Here is a 12,716-nt window from a genome sequence, read left to right as displayed (position 1 = left end):
GTTTTTTGAACGTTTACCCGAAATAGGCATGATAGAGTCGTTTGGCTTTGACGAGATCGGATTCACCATGAATTAAGACGCGCCCATCTTGAAAGGCGACCATTCGATGTTCTTCTATTGTAAAAGCAAGTAAATACGGATTGTGAGCAGAAATTGCTGCGACCGGCTGAAGGCGTCGCTTCAACTGTTCGAGATCCCGCTTACCGTCCCCCCGAATTTGGACAGCGTCGCGACCGCAAAGTGCTGTAAAACGGACCGTCTGATCCGATAAATAAGGATACGTCGGTTGAGTACCACATGAGGGACATTCCTTTTGCTTCAACGATTGAACGTTGATTTGTTGGAATGTATTCGACCACACATCAAAGGCAAGTAAACGTGTCCGCATGGCATCCGTCTTTCCACTTAACCACTTCAGCGCTTCTGTCACTTGTAGAGAGGCGACCATCTGAACAGCTGGACTGATGATTCCTGCCGTATCACACGTCTCCTGATCACGTGGTAATTGATCGAGTAAACAATGGAGACACGGTGTCTCCCCCGGACGAACAGTGAAAGTAATCCCATAACTACCGACACATCCACCGTAAATCCACGGAATCGATCGCATCAATGCCATGTCGTTCATCAGTAAACGAATATCGAAATTATCCGTCGCGTCGATGATCAAATCGATGTCGTCTAACAGCCACGTCAGTGACGCCCGGTCGACGTCTAATACGTGTGCTTCGATCGTCACCGTCGAATTGATTGCCTCAAGACGCGCTTTCGCAGCAATCGCCTTCGGTACGATGTGACGCGCATCGTCCTCGGTATAAAGCTGTTGCCGTTGTAGATTACTCCACTCGACGTAATCCCGATCGACGATTCGGACGACGCCGACACCGGCACGAACGAGTTGTTCTGCCGATGCGGTTCCGAGCGCCCCCATCCCGATGATCAGCACCTTTGCTGCTGAAAAGCGCTCTTGTCCCGATTCCCCGATCGGTTGAAACCGAGTTTGGCGTGAGTAGCGGTTCATCGAATCAATCCACTCGTTGGACTACTCGCGATCGCATATTGTTTCTTCTCAATCCGTCCCGCTTCGTATCCTAAACGTCCCGCTTCAACTGCTAGTCGCATCGCGCGCGCCATCTTGACCGGGTCTTGAGCATGGGCGACCGCTGAGTTCAATAAGACACCGTCCGCTCCAAGTTCCATCGCATAGGCAACATCAGTCGGTGAACCAATGCCGGCGTCGACGATGACCGGGACCGTTGTCTGTTCGATAATGAATTGCAGATGAAGTGGGTTGAGAATACCTTGCCCGGAGCCGATTGGTGATGCTGCTGGCATGATCGCGTGACAGCCGAGTTCTTCGAGGCGTCGTGCAAGGACGACGTCGTCCGAAGTATATGGTAAGACGATGAATCCTTCTTTAAGCAACTCTTCAGAGGCGCGTAATGTCTCGATTGGGTCCGGTAACAAGGTCTTGTCGCAACCGATCACTTCAACTTTTACCATGTCACACATCCCGGATGCTCGTGCGAGCTTCGCTAACCGGACGGCTTCCTCTGCTGTCTTCGCACCAGCTGTGTTCGGCAGTAAATCGTACTTCGTTAAATCAAGCGACTCTAAGAAATTCGATTGTTGTTTATCAAAGATGTCGAGTCTCCGGATAGCGAACGTCAAGATTTGTGAAGCCGAAGCGTCAATCGCCTCCTGCTGTACCGTAGCATTCGTATATTTTCCTGTACCGAGTAATAACCGTGAGTCAAATGTCTTTTCTCCAATTTTCAGCATGTTTATCCTCCTCCTACGAAATGAACGATTTCAAATGTGTCATGATCCCGAACGACCGTCTGACCGTAAGCCCCGCGATCGATGATCACTCGGTTCTGTTCGACGATGACGAGCTTTTCCCCCAAGCCGAGTTGCACGAGCATATCCTCGATTGTTTCAATCTGTTCGATCTTATGGTCGTTTCCGTTAATCGTAATGTTCATCGGACTTCCTCCTTCTGGATCAACCGTAATGTATTTGCCAAGACCTCCGCTGTCGCCGGTGCGAGTAAAATCCCATGCCGGTGATGACCGGTCGCTAGGAAGATGCGACGCGATGACGAAGCGACTCCGATGTACGGTAAGCCGGATATCGTTTGTGGTCGTACGCCGGACCAGACTTCTTCGATGACTGCATCACGAATCGGTGGATAAAGCCGCACTGCTGCATGAAGCAGTGACGTAACCCCCGCGACACTGACGCCGACCGTCTCATCGTGCGGTAATTCGGTCGCACCGATCAAAATCCGTCCGTCCGCTTTCGGTACAAGATAGACAGAATCATTGAACAGAATCGAGCTTAACGGTCGTCCCGCGAGACGGACCGCCAAACACTCGCCTTTGACGCCATATGTCGCAATCGAAATGCCGGCTGTCGCAAGTATTGCTTGTGATCCGCGCCCAGCAGCCACCGTCACCGTACGTCCCGTCCATATTCCAGTATTCGACTCGATCTTCACGACATCATCACTCTCCTCGAGACGCGTGACATCCACCTGTTCTTCAATCGATACGCCACGTGCGTGTAAGGCACACATCAATGCATTGGTCATTCGTCGCGGGTCGATTTGACCGGCCGATGGAAATAAGTATTCTTGTCCGTCTCGTTTTAACAAAAACGGTTGTTCCAGGTAGCCGCAATCGATGCCAGTCTCCCGTTCAAGTCGACGTGCGAGTAACGGATACAGACGGCGACTTCGAGCGGCTAGCGCATGCAGTTCATCACGTAGCTCAATATCCGTCGCAAGCATTCCGGCAGCTGCGCGACTCGTCCCTTGACCGCATGTTTCGCGCTCAAGGACAAGAACGGATTCGTTCTGACAGGCGAGACTGTAAGCAAGCGTCAAACCAATGACTCCACCACCAATGATGATGTGATCCGTCATACCCGTACCCCCTGATAACGCTTGATCGCAGCAAGTGGGTCCGTTTGACCGAGGATGCCGGATAAGACGGCGATTCCGGTTGCACCGGTCGCTGCGATCTCAGGAATACGATCTGGTGTGATGCCGCCGATTGCGATGACTGGTTTTGTCGTGAAGGTAACGACTTGTTTGAGAGCATCAACACCACGTGGCGGAAGATCCGGCTTCGACGCCGTCGGATAAATATGACCGTAGAGCAATTGATCAGCTCCTTCTGCCTCAGCCGCGAGCGCCTCTGCCAGTGAATGGACGGATTTACCGATTGTCAGATCTGGAAAGTGTCTTCGGACATCACCGACGCGTAAGGATCGTCGGGTCAACTGCACACCGATGCCAGCGACATGCGCAACGTCGACGCGGTCATGGACCGTTAATTGATCAGGCAAATATCCTTGCCGAAGGAGTGTTTCAATTAGATCAAGTAATTCTGCCGCTGATAAGTTCGGTTCCCGCAGATGCAATTGATTGGTATAGGGTTGAAGGAATTGAAAGATTTCGGCCCCATCTCGCAAATCGATCGAACCTGTTGAAATCAGATGTAAACGCATCATATCTTCCTTTCTAGACGAAAAAGGACCACTCCCGATGTTGAAAGGAGTGGTCCGAAAATGCGCTGCAGCGCTAAGGATATCTAAGGTTTCGAGCCACTTCCCTCCGCTAGTACGAACTAGATCAGGTTCAAAGGGTCCGGATACTTCCGTCTCAGTCTGCTGGGAGACTCCCCTAGTGTCTTTTCGTGTTTAATTGGCTTGCCCCATTAGTCTAGCATGAGTCGCTTTCCTTCGCTAGTCCTAGTTGAGCGCTTCCACTTGCTGAACGAGCTCCGATTTCGTCGGTCGCTGTTGCTTCTGGCTGTTGGCATACGTCTGCTTCAGCTTCAGGATTCGCATCACTTTCGCATCGAGCATCTCGGTCGTCAGCGTTTCATCTTTGACGGCTTGCATCACTTCAGCATGAACTTTCGCATAAGCACCTGCCTCTGAAAACATTGCCATGTCAGCTCCATTGACGAGTGATTGCCGCGCCGCTTCCGCAAGACCGTATTGTTGCGTGATCGCTCCCATGACGAGATCATCTGTGATGATGACGCCGTTGAATCCGAGTTTCTGACGCAAGAGATCAGTCAGGATCGGCTTCGAGAGCGAGGATGGATTTTGATCGTCATACGCGGGATACAGAATATGGGCGACCATTATCATCTCGGCCCCCTCTTGAATCGCTTCTTGGAACGGTAACAGTTCCGTTCGCTTCAGTTCTTCCTTTGATGCCGTCACTTTCGGCAGTCCAACATGGGAATCGACACTCGTATTACCGTGACCAGGAAAATGTTTGACGACCGGAATCGTGCCAGTCTCTTGCATCCCGTGCATCAGTGCTGTACCGAACGTCGCGACGGTCTTCGGCTCTGCACTTAAGGCACGATCACCGATGATCGGATTGTTCGGATTACTGTTAACGTCAAGGACTGGTGCAAAGTCCATGTTGAATCCATAGTACCGCGATACATGACCGAGCGTGCGTCCGACGTCTTCCATTTTCGCCATATTTGCGCCTTGCGCCATACGTTGACTCGTCGGCAGACGTAATCGTTGATCAGGTACCCGACTGACCCGTCCGCCTTCCTCGTCAATCCCGACGAACGCATATGGCTTTTGGTTCGTCTCTTGAATCGCACGCGTGAACGTTAACAATTGTTCTTCTGACGTGATGTTTCCGCCGAGCAGTAAGACGCCACCAATCGCATGCGTCCGCAACAACTGCCGGTCTGCCGCTGAAAGTTCCGTACCAGCGACTCCGATATAGAGGAGCTGATCGATTTTTTCAGACGTCGACATCGCTGCCAGTTGTTGTTTTAGTTGTGCGTGTTGTCGTTCTTCCTTCGTCGGCTCAGGCTTTGGCTTCTTCGCTTCAGTCGGTTGCTTCGCTTCTGGTTGTGATGGTTTCGTTGATTCCGTCGTCTCCTGCGCACACCCTGCAAGCAACAGGCAGCCGATCAGTACAGTCTTCTTCACAAAGGATCCTCGCTCCGGACACCATTGATGGAATAACAGACGGAAATCTCAGCGTTCAGGGATTGTGAGACCGAACAATATTTATCTTTTGATAACGAAATGGCACGACGGACCTTATCTTCCGGCAAATCACCTTCGAGTCGGTAATGAATCGAGATCGATGTGAAACGCCGTGGATGATCCTCTGCCCGTTCTCCTTCAATATCCATCTCGAAATGAGTGATCGTCAAGCGCATCTTCTCTAAAATCGAGACGATATCAATCCCAGTACAGCCGGCAACGGCATGTAGCAGGAGCTCGGTCGGTCGTGGCGCTTGGTTTTCACCGCCGTTTTCGGGTGCTGCGTCCATCGCGAGATGATGACCTGATTCCGTTTGTCCACTAAACCCCATCTGTTTGTTCCATGTCACTGTCGCTTGCATCGTTTCCACTCCTTTATCAGTAGTCTTCTCCTGTAGTATACGCAAAAAACAGAAACCTTGGAAATTCACGCGCTATTTTGAATAATGGTTCTTTTCTCGGAATCACGCTTTGCGATACCCGACGAAATCGTTTCGTGCTATCCTGTTACTCATAGTTTCGCGCGCAAGCGCTAGAATTGAGGAATCATCCATGTCACCTACTACTCGTTTAAGTCGACGCGATTGGCTCTTGATTGCCACGTTGTCGCTCCTGACGTTCGTTCTCGGAACGAGCGAATTCGTCATCGTCGGAATCCTCGCTGAAATCTCCTCAGCCCTTGATATCACGATCGCAACAGCGGGTACGCTCGTCTCAGCCTTTGCCATCTCCTTTGCGATTGGTACACCAATCGTCATGTCGATGACCGGTCATCTGGAACGGCGTCGCCTGATCCTACGTCTGTTACTTGCCTGGGTCTTACTGAATCTTGCCAGTAGTTTTGCACCAAGTTATGAAGTATTGCTCGCAACCCGGATCCTGACAGCCATCTTGACCGGCGTCTTGATTTCACTCGCGATGGTCGTCGCAAGTGACGGTGTTCCGGTCGCGAAGCGCGGTGTTGCCGTCTCGTTCATTTTCGGTGGTTTTACACTCGCAAACGTCCTTGGTGTTCCGATTGGTACGTTCATCGGTCAACACGCTGGATTCGAAGCCACGTTCTGGCTGACGACATTCATGGGATTAATCGCGTTCCTCGCCGTATGGAAGATCGTTCCCGTCCAGCAATCGACCGGTTCTGGTTCGATTAAAGAGCAGCTCGGATTGTTAGCCAACCCACGGATCTTGATTGCCTTCTTTATTCCGTCGTTCGGCTTCGGGGCAACGTACGTCGTCTACACGTACCTTGTACCAATCCTCCAAACGGAACTCGGCATCGCGAAGACATGGATCAGTCCGATCTTGCTCGCTTACGGTGTCGTCTCGATCTTCAGTAACATCCTTGCCGGTAAAATCGCCAGCAAAAATCCGATGGGTCGCTTACGATTCGTCTTCGTCGTGCAAGCGATCGTCCTTGCTGCGTTATACTTCACAACAGCATCCCTTTCACTTGGTCTGTTTAATATCGCTTTGATGTCGCTGATGTCAATTTTACTGACGACTTCGACACAGATCTACTTGATTGATCTCGCTGAAAAGTTCAATCCGGAAGCAAAAGGACTCGCTGCTTCATTGATGCCTGTCGCAAGTAACGTCGGGATCGCCTTCGGTTCCGCACTCGGTGGAATCGTCTATGCGAACGGTCCGATGATGAACACGGCACTCGTCGGTGGACTAGTCGCGCTCGTTGCTGCGTTATTGACCGCGATCAGTCATCGCCTTGATCAACGGTCGTGAAACCGTTACCTTATGCTTTTTTGTAACAGGTCGATGACGGTTCGATGACGTTATGATGATAGTCCCCATCTGACTGACGATTTTTCAGTATGATGGGGACTATGTTGTAGTAGAGGAGTGTCTGAAAGTGAAAGCATTACACATGATCGGTCTTGGTCTGTTGACAATCATCCGACTCTGGCTCGGAATTCAGTGGTTCATCGCCGGAATCGGCAAGTACATCAATGGCTTCGATGCAAAACCGTTTCTCGAAGGAGCGCTCGCAAAAGCGACAGGCGAAGATGCACTCGTCAGTTCGTGGTATGCGACGTGGATCGAGCAACTCGCCTTACCGAACGTCGGGGTGATCAACGCCCTGATTCCGTTCGCGGAACTCGTCGTCGGCATTTTGTTGATTCTTAGTCTGTTGACGGTTCCTGCACTCGTCGTCGGGAGCATCATGAATCTCAATTACTTACTTGCAGGGACGATTGCGTTGAACCCGGTCTTCCTAGCAGCAGCTGTCGTCTTACTTGCTGCAGGACGCTTTGCGTATTACATCGGCATCGATCACTGGATCATGCGCTGGTATCGCTCGTCGAAGCAACCACATCCCCTTGACCGAATTCCGGTCTAACGAAAAACTCTCCCGCACGCGGGAGAGTTATTTTTTTTGTTGTTCGAGAATCGTCTGCTGTGTCGGAGTTCCACCGACAGAGACCGTCCGCTCGAGGAACAAATAAGGTTTACCATCGACTTCAAAACGACGGTCACCGAGATAACGTGCCGAGTGCCCATCCGTTGCGAGCTTTTGTTCGATTGCTGCGACATGTTCGTCGAGTGAATAAAACCGATCGTCAAACGTCAACGTGATGTTTTTCTTACGATATCCGAGTAGGAAATTGTAGTAGAACCAGTACATGGCACCTGCGAAGATGACAAAAATCAAGAATTGCATGTGAGCTCCCCCTTTGTATAGTCTTTATACGTTGGAAGAAAACAGGAGGTTTCAAATATTTCACTTTTTTGTAGTTCAGTTAATTGTCATCCCGTTGAGTTGAAGGTCACTCTTAGGCATGTCATATTTAATTGTTCCCTCATATCGAACTTCTTCAGTCCGTGCATCTAAAACAAGGATAGATGTGCCATTTTTCTTTGTCTCGATGAAGGAATACACTAAATCGTTCTCAAGGATTGCCGATGTGTGTCGTTGCACTTCATTGGCATCTCGTTTTGGTAAATCAAAACGATGCTGCGTGAATTGCTTTGTTCGTAAGTCGTACGTCGACCAATTGATTTTCGTTTCAGTCATGTTCTCTGTCATCCCTACGACGGCACCTTCGTCTATCACACGTGTGTCCCACATGTCTTCAACTTCAAGGAACTTCAATCGTGTCGATGTTGAATTGTCTCTCAGATAAACTCTTGTCTTGGCGTCGTCAGGCATCTGTCGGTATAAGACACGATTCTGATAAATGGCAAGTACCTCATCATCTTCTGTTAGTTGAAATGGTAAATCCATGAGTTGGACTGTTTTTTTCTTTAAATCAATTACGTAGATATTGTTTGTACCTGGTTTTTGTACAACATCGCCAATTCGTTTAACATATAACTTCTGTTTCGTTCGTTGAAATGGTCGATAGTAGATCCCTTTAGTCTTTGCCGGTTTTGGTAAAGAAACAGTCTGCACCTTTTCCGTGCCACGTTTCCACGATTGTAGTTCCCATGATCCATCTTCATTGACGTGTAATCCAAATACCTCTTTGTCTTGCTCATATCGTGATAATTCGATTTGGCTCATGAAATGCCGGAAACTGCGTGGAGCATCCGTCACGTCGGAGTAATCTCTAGCGAACTCAGACAAATAATTCGTTCGCTTTTTTTCAACTTCTCCTTTTAACGTGACTTCGTAATCTGTTTTATAACTTTCAGGATCATTGAACTCGAATTGAAGTTGTTTCACCAATCGATCATTTGGAGTTCCCTGTATCGTTTGAACCGTAAATGTAGGTTCTTCTGTTGAAGAAGAGTACACGACATACACTCCAAGTGTCAAAATACAAATGACTCCAAGACATAACATATATTTATAGGTTCGCATAGTATACTCCTCACACCGTGATTTTTCGTTGCAGTAATCGAAGACTTTTCCAGATAATATACGTGAAGTAACACAGACCTAACCCAATCAGAAGAAACATTGCCTCTGTCTCTAGTAAGAGACGTGTTTCATCTAAAAGCACTAATATACCAATGGTTAAGGCAACAGGAACAAAAATTTCAAGTCCAATTCTGATGATTGCTTTACCTTTACGAAATGAACGTTCGATTAAAACCAACAAGAAAATAATACTGACAATGAATAGTGAAATGGCGAGAATGATTCCCAAGTCGATCAGATTCATCGTATAAAAATCGTTCATCACGTTTCGAACTGGACTTAAGCCACTCTGGTTTTTGTATTCCGGTTGAATCAACCAATCAAATAGATAAAAACTTGATTGCAATACACACCACTGAATTCCAATAAAACTTATGATGATCAAAAAGACTGTCGTCAATTTCGAGAAGAAGATGCTTGCTCGACTTCCAGGAAGCATTAGTAAACGATAAATATACTTTGTTTCTCCTAACCAATCCCGGTACCAAATTTGAATCGCATAGATGACAACAATCGCCATTCCGATCAGAGTCATATAACTAAAGAAAGAGGACGCCTCAGAGTATCCGAGTGTATCAATTTGTTTAAGTGCTTCTGCGACGGAAACTCGGTTAAGTTCTATGAAATTCTCGACTTTTCGTTCGTGATACATGACTTGCGCAACGATTGATGCTAACTCAATCGCTACCATTGCTAGTACAACGATCACATAAAGCTTAAAACTCCGTTTAATCTCTTCATTCGTCAATTGTATGTATTGTTTCATCGTTGATAGACCTCCCGCATCCGGTCCTGAACCGATTTCCCGTACAGTTCTCGCATCTCTTCCGTCTCATGTTCATCGATGATCCGACCGTCCTGTAAGAAGACGACTCGATCAATCAAGTGCTCGATTTCCTGAATTTCGTGTGTCGTCATCAAGATGCCACGTCCTTCCATGAAATGACTCGAGAATAGTCCAGCAATCTGTTCTTTCGTAAACAAATCGATTCCAGCGAACGGTTCGTCGAGCAATAAGTACGGACGATCGAGGGCAAATCCAAGGATCAAGCTGACCTTTGCCTGGTTCCCTTTTGATAAGTCTGTGATCTTGTCCGTCGAAAGTAGCTGGAAGATCCGCATCAATTCATCGGCTGTCGCTTGGTTCCAGTCTGAATAATAATCCGCCATATAGGTCAGGGCATCACCAACCGTCATGTAGCCAGGCATCGTCTGGATATCCGGAACGAAGGCGATCTTATTTCGGTTGATCTCGCCATCGACGAGAACCGTTCCCGCGTTGACTGGGACGAGACCTGCGATTGCCTTCAAGATTGTTGATTTCCCCTCACCGTTCAGTCCGATTAAACACGTCAGTTGATCCATCGGAACCGAGAACGAGACACCTTGAAGGACTGGTTTTTTACCGTATTTTTTTTGTAAGCCATGGACTTCAAGCATCAATCTTCCTCCGTTCCGTTTCCTGATAGACGGTCTCGACCTTCGAGACGACCTCATCGAGTGGGATTTGAATCGCCTTGACGGCATCGATAAATTCAGAAACTGCTTCTTCGAGCATCTCGGCACGTACTTTTTGGACGACTTGTGGATCGCGTGTAATCTTACTCGGGACATTCCGTTCTGTCGTAATCAATTGCTGCTCCTCCATCTCTTTATATGCTTTTTGTGCGGTATTCGGATTAATTCCGAGCTGTGCGGCGATTTCGCGGCGGGACGGGATCTCTTGCCCGCTTTGCAATTCCTCGGTCGCGATTCGTTGTTTAAACCAACGGACGACCTGCAGGTACACCGGGCTTCTTTGGTCGAACTGCATCGGTAGACCTCCCTTTCCTGTTTAATGTATTAAAACAATAATACACTTCTCCTCTGTATCATACTCACCATACAGTTTGACTGTCAAGCCGGTTTTTTGTTTCTGTCACGAAAAAGCCACCATCCTCGATTGGGATGGTGGCTCTGATCAATTCAATCAGTACGGATTCGGATCTTCCTGCGGTGTATCCGGAATCTCGGTTGGTTCTGGGAACGTATCCGGTTCCGGCTGACGGACCGGGTCTTCCTGTGGCGTATCTGGCACCTCGCTCGGTGGTGTCTGCGGTATCTCGTCCGGTTGATGATCCGGTTCGCGTTCAGGCACTTCATTCGGATTCTTCTTCATCTTGATCTCCCCCTTACGACGTGATGTAATCGCCGCCGTTGATATGAATCGTCTGACCCGTGACGTAACTTGAATCGCGGGAGGCGAGATAGACATAGGCCGGTGCGTTTTCTGACGGTTGTCCCCGGCGTTTCATTAACGTATCTTCCCCATGCGCCTCAACTTTTTCCTTCGAGAACGTCGCTGGAATGAGCGGTGTCCAGATCGGACCGGGTGCGACCGCATTAACGCGGATTCCCTTCTCGATCAAGCTCGAGGCAAGTGAGCGTGTCAATGTCGTGATTGCCCCTTTCGTCGCTGAGTAATCGATCAACGTCGGTGCTCCACGATAAGCCGTCACCGATGAAGTATTAATGATCGTATCTTCTTTATGCAAATGTGGGAGCGCAGCCTGAATCAAATAAAACATCGAAAAGACATTCGTCTCGAACGTTTCCTTCAATTGTTCTGGTGTAATAGCGAGGAAATCATCCTGCGGGAATTGTTTCCCGGCATTATTGACGACAATGTTCAATTGACCGAATTCTGCAATGACCAGATCGATAATCTCTTGAGCATTTTCCGGTTGACTGACATCTTTTGCGATTTTTAAGGCTTTAACTCCGTAACCTTCAATCAACGATTTCGTCTTTTCAGCGTCTTTCCCCTCATTTAAGTAAACGATCGCGACGTTCGCCCCTTCTTTTGCGAAAGCGACAGCGACAGCACGACCGATTCCACTATCCCCACCCGTGATCAGCGCGACTTTTCCTGTCAGTTTTCCTGAACCGACATAATCTGGATCATCGTAGATGGGTTCTGGTTTCATGGCGTACTCGACACCGGGTTGTTGTTCCTGTGTCTGCCCTCGTGCTTCTTGATGCATCGCTTCGAACTGTTCTTCTCTCATGAACGATCAGCTCCCTTATCACTGTTGAATGAACTACATGATTAACCATTCCCTTGCGATACATCTATAAACGTTTTTCTGGAAAAGTCAGATGTCATTCGTCAACAGCGTTGGGAATGTATTCGTTCGGAGCATGTGCACGAGTTCACTTGGGTACACTGTATACTGATCCAGTTTGTCAAACGGAACAAAGCGATACGTCAACCCTTCACCTTCTGGACCATAAAAATCTTCTGTTAATAAAGGCAGCGGCTCTCGGCACGTCACATCATAAAACATCCCCAGTTCATGAAATTGGTGATCGGCATACTCAAAGAAATTTTCATGCAGGAAACGGAAGACCGGTGGCTCAATCAACTGACCGAGTTCTTCTACTAATTCACGTTCAATCGCTTTGGCACCACATTCACCGAACTGGACACGCCCTCCCGGTAATGACCAAAAATCATCTTCTCCTTGACGATGAATCAAAAGATGTCCATCTTGAATCAACAGCGCCACTGCGCGAATGTTAAGCTTTTTTTGATTTACTGTAAACGTTAAATCCATCTCATTTCCCACTCTCTAATTTTAGTTTCCCCATACTTTTTCATCATTTCCCATGATTGTATTTTGTCATCAACTTCATCTCGTTGTAATATAAATTCATCTTGATTTTAAGGCATTTTCACATTGAATAACTATTCAATATTACAACAATTGTTATTAGAATATATTTAAGCAATCGAATTGAAACACAAAGGTCTGATGTTTGA

Annotated in this window: 17 protein-coding genes and 1 riboswitch; of the genes, 2 read left to right on the top strand and 15 right to left on the bottom strand. The window is 48.0% G+C overall.

Features of this window, described 5'->3' with window-relative positions; genetic code table 11:
- Nucleotides 1–13: 13 nt before the first annotated feature.
- The 7 genes from ADM98_RS08145 to ADM98_RS08115 form a co-directional block, all read right to left on the bottom strand.
- Nucleotides 14–1,021, bottom strand: a complete 1,008-nt coding sequence (locus ADM98_RS08145; RefSeq protein ID WP_053453036.1) for a ThiF family adenylyltransferase — start codon at nucleotides 1,019–1,021, stop codon at nucleotides 14–16.
- Complete coding sequence (locus tag ADM98_RS08140) at nucleotides 1,018–1,782, bottom strand: thiazole synthase (protein WP_053453035.1); 765 nt, start codon at nucleotides 1,780–1,782, stop codon at nucleotides 1,018–1,020. The genes ADM98_RS08145 and ADM98_RS08140 overlap by 4 nt, the downstream gene beginning before the upstream one ends.
- Before the next feature lie 2 nt (nucleotides 1,783–1,784).
- Nucleotides 1,785–1,985 carry a sulfur carrier protein ThiS gene (gene thiS / locus ADM98_RS08135; protein WP_053453034.1) on the bottom strand — a complete coding sequence of 67 codons (201 nt, stop codon included), beginning with the start codon at nucleotides 1,983–1,985 and terminating at the stop codon, nucleotides 1,785–1,787.
- Nucleotides 1,982–2,926 (bottom strand): FAD-dependent oxidoreductase, encoded by a 945-nt coding sequence (locus tag ADM98_RS08130; RefSeq protein ID WP_053453033.1) that lies wholly within the window; start codon nucleotides 2,924–2,926, stop codon nucleotides 1,982–1,984. The genes thiS and ADM98_RS08130 overlap by 4 nt, the downstream gene beginning before the upstream one ends.
- Nucleotides 2,923–3,513: a thiamine phosphate synthase gene (locus tag ADM98_RS08125; protein ID WP_160315921.1), complete on the bottom strand. Its 591-nt coding sequence runs from the start codon at nucleotides 3,511–3,513 to the stop codon at nucleotides 2,923–2,925. Before ADM98_RS08125 ends, ADM98_RS08130 begins: the two co-directional genes overlap by 4 nt.
- 84 nt (nucleotides 3,514–3,597) lie before the next feature.
- Nucleotides 3,598–3,700: riboswitch (TPP riboswitch) on the bottom strand.
- Nucleotides 3,701–3,756: 56 nt separating this feature from the next.
- Nucleotides 3,757–4,977 (bottom strand): beta-N-acetylhexosaminidase, encoded by a 1,221-nt coding sequence (gene nagZ / locus ADM98_RS08120; RefSeq protein WP_053453031.1) that lies wholly within the window; start codon nucleotides 4,975–4,977, stop codon nucleotides 3,757–3,759.
- A complete protein-coding gene (locus ADM98_RS08115) occupies nucleotides 4,974–5,399 on the bottom strand; it encodes an OsmC family protein (protein WP_053453030.1) in 426 nt (141 codons plus the stop codon). The genes nagZ and ADM98_RS08115 overlap by 4 nt, the downstream gene beginning before the upstream one ends.
- A gap of 190 nt (nucleotides 5,400–5,589) precedes the next feature.
- Between ADM98_RS08115 and ADM98_RS08110 the strand changes: the two genes are divergently transcribed.
- Both ADM98_RS08110 and ADM98_RS08105 read left to right on the top strand, forming a co-directional pair.
- Nucleotides 5,590–6,774: an MFS transporter gene (locus ADM98_RS08110; protein WP_053453029.1), complete on the top strand. Its 1,185-nt coding sequence runs from the start codon at nucleotides 5,590–5,592 to the stop codon at nucleotides 6,772–6,774.
- A 127-nt stretch (nucleotides 6,775–6,901) separates the two neighbouring features.
- Nucleotides 6,902–7,390, top strand: a complete 489-nt coding sequence (locus ADM98_RS08105; RefSeq protein ID WP_235504853.1) for a DoxX family membrane protein — start codon at nucleotides 6,902–6,904, stop codon at nucleotides 7,388–7,390.
- A gap of 27 nt (nucleotides 7,391–7,417) precedes the next feature.
- On the opposite strand, the gene ADM98_RS08100 is transcribed toward ADM98_RS08105, so the two are convergent.
- From ADM98_RS08100 to ADM98_RS08065, 8 genes are all read right to left on the bottom strand, one after another.
- The gene (locus ADM98_RS08100) at nucleotides 7,418–7,711 is read right to left on the bottom strand and encodes a hypothetical protein (RefSeq protein WP_053453028.1); all 294 of its coding nucleotides are present in this window, start codon (nucleotides 7,709–7,711) and stop codon (nucleotides 7,418–7,420) included.
- Nucleotides 7,712–7,786: 75 nt separating this feature from the next.
- Nucleotides 7,787–8,854, bottom strand: a complete 1,068-nt coding sequence (locus tag ADM98_RS08095) for a hypothetical protein (protein WP_053453027.1) — start codon at nucleotides 8,852–8,854, stop codon at nucleotides 7,787–7,789.
- Between the two features lie 10 nt (nucleotides 8,855–8,864).
- Nucleotides 8,865–9,680: a hypothetical protein gene (locus tag ADM98_RS08090; RefSeq protein ID WP_053453026.1), complete on the bottom strand. Its 816-nt coding sequence runs from the start codon at nucleotides 9,678–9,680 to the stop codon at nucleotides 8,865–8,867.
- Entirely contained in the window at nucleotides 9,677–10,354 is a 678-nt protein-coding gene (locus ADM98_RS08085) for an ATP-binding cassette domain-containing protein (protein WP_053453025.1), read from the bottom strand. The genes ADM98_RS08090 and ADM98_RS08085 overlap by 4 nt, the downstream gene beginning before the upstream one ends.
- Nucleotides 10,347–10,727 (bottom strand): GntR family transcriptional regulator, encoded by a 381-nt coding sequence (locus ADM98_RS08080; RefSeq protein ID WP_023467846.1) that lies wholly within the window; start codon nucleotides 10,725–10,727, stop codon nucleotides 10,347–10,349. Before ADM98_RS08080 ends, ADM98_RS08085 begins: the two co-directional genes overlap by 8 nt.
- A 156-nt stretch (nucleotides 10,728–10,883) precedes the next feature.
- Complete coding sequence (locus ADM98_RS08075) at nucleotides 10,884–11,072, bottom strand: hypothetical protein (protein ID WP_029341324.1); 189 nt, start codon at nucleotides 11,070–11,072, stop codon at nucleotides 10,884–10,886.
- A 13-nt stretch (nucleotides 11,073–11,085) separates the two neighbouring features.
- A complete protein-coding gene (locus ADM98_RS08070) occupies nucleotides 11,086–11,961 on the bottom strand; it encodes an SDR family oxidoreductase (RefSeq protein WP_053453024.1) in 876 nt (291 codons plus the stop codon).
- Between the two features lie 87 nt (nucleotides 11,962–12,048).
- Nucleotides 12,049–12,510, bottom strand: coding sequence for an NUDIX hydrolase (locus tag ADM98_RS08065; RefSeq protein ID WP_053453023.1), 462 nt, complete (start codon nucleotides 12,508–12,510; stop codon nucleotides 12,049–12,051).
- Nucleotides 12,511–12,716 lie beyond the last annotated feature (206 nt).

The sequence above is a fragment of the Exiguobacterium sp. BMC-KP genome, assembly GCF_001275385.1.
Lineage (GTDB): Bacteria > Bacillota > Bacilli > Exiguobacteriales > Exiguobacteriaceae > Exiguobacterium_A.
The sequence above is the reverse complement of the archived record's forward strand: the minus strand, read 5'-3'. Positions and strand labels throughout refer to the sequence as shown.

Coding starts and splice junctions, on each gene's coding strand:
- ADM98_RS08145 (WP_053453036.1), bottom strand. CDS start 1,021: ATGAACCGCTACTCACGCCAAACTCGGTTTCAACCGATCGGGGAATCG.
- ADM98_RS08140 (WP_053453035.1), bottom strand. CDS start 1,782: ATGCTGAAAATTGGAGAAAAGACATTTGACTCACGGTTATTACTCGGT.
- thiS (WP_053453034.1), bottom strand. CDS start 1,985: ATGAACATTACGATTAACGGAAACGACCATAAGATCGAACAGATTGAA.
- ADM98_RS08130 (WP_053453033.1), bottom strand. CDS start 2,926: ATGACGGATCACATCATCATTGGTGGTGGAGTCATTGGTTTGACGCTT.
- ADM98_RS08125 (WP_160315921.1), bottom strand. CDS start 3,513: ATGCGTTTACATCTGATTTCAACAGGTTCGATCGATTTGCGAGATGGG.
- ADM98_RS08115 (WP_053453030.1), bottom strand. CDS start 5,399: ATGCAAGCGACAGTGACATGGAACAAACAGATGGGGTTTAGTGGACAA.
- ADM98_RS08110 (WP_053453029.1), top strand. CDS start 5,590: ATGTCACCTACTACTCGTTTAAGTCGACGCGATTGGCTCTTGATTGCC.
- ADM98_RS08100 (WP_053453028.1), bottom strand. CDS start 7,711: ATGCAATTCTTGATTTTTGTCATCTTCGCAGGTGCCATGTACTGGTTC.
- ADM98_RS08095 (WP_053453027.1), bottom strand. CDS start 8,854: ATGCGAACCTATAAATATATGTTATGTCTTGGAGTCATTTGTATTTTG.
- ADM98_RS08090 (WP_053453026.1), bottom strand. CDS start 9,680: ATGAAACAATACATACAATTGACGAATGAAGAGATTAAACGGAGTTTT.
- ADM98_RS08085 (WP_053453025.1), bottom strand. CDS start 10,354: ATGCTTGAAGTCCATGGCTTACAAAAAAAATACGGTAAAAAACCAGTC.
- ADM98_RS08080 (WP_023467846.1), bottom strand. CDS start 10,727: ATGCAGTTCGACCAAAGAAGCCCGGTGTACCTGCAGGTCGTCCGTTGG.
- ADM98_RS08075 (WP_029341324.1), bottom strand. CDS start 11,072: ATGAAGAAGAATCCGAATGAAGTGCCTGAACGCGAACCGGATCATCAA.
- ADM98_RS08070 (WP_053453024.1), bottom strand. CDS start 11,961: ATGAGAGAAGAACAGTTCGAAGCGATGCATCAAGAAGCACGAGGGCAG.
- ADM98_RS08065 (WP_053453023.1), bottom strand. CDS start 12,510: ATGGATTTAACGTTTACAGTAAATCAAAAAAAGCTTAACATTCGCGCA.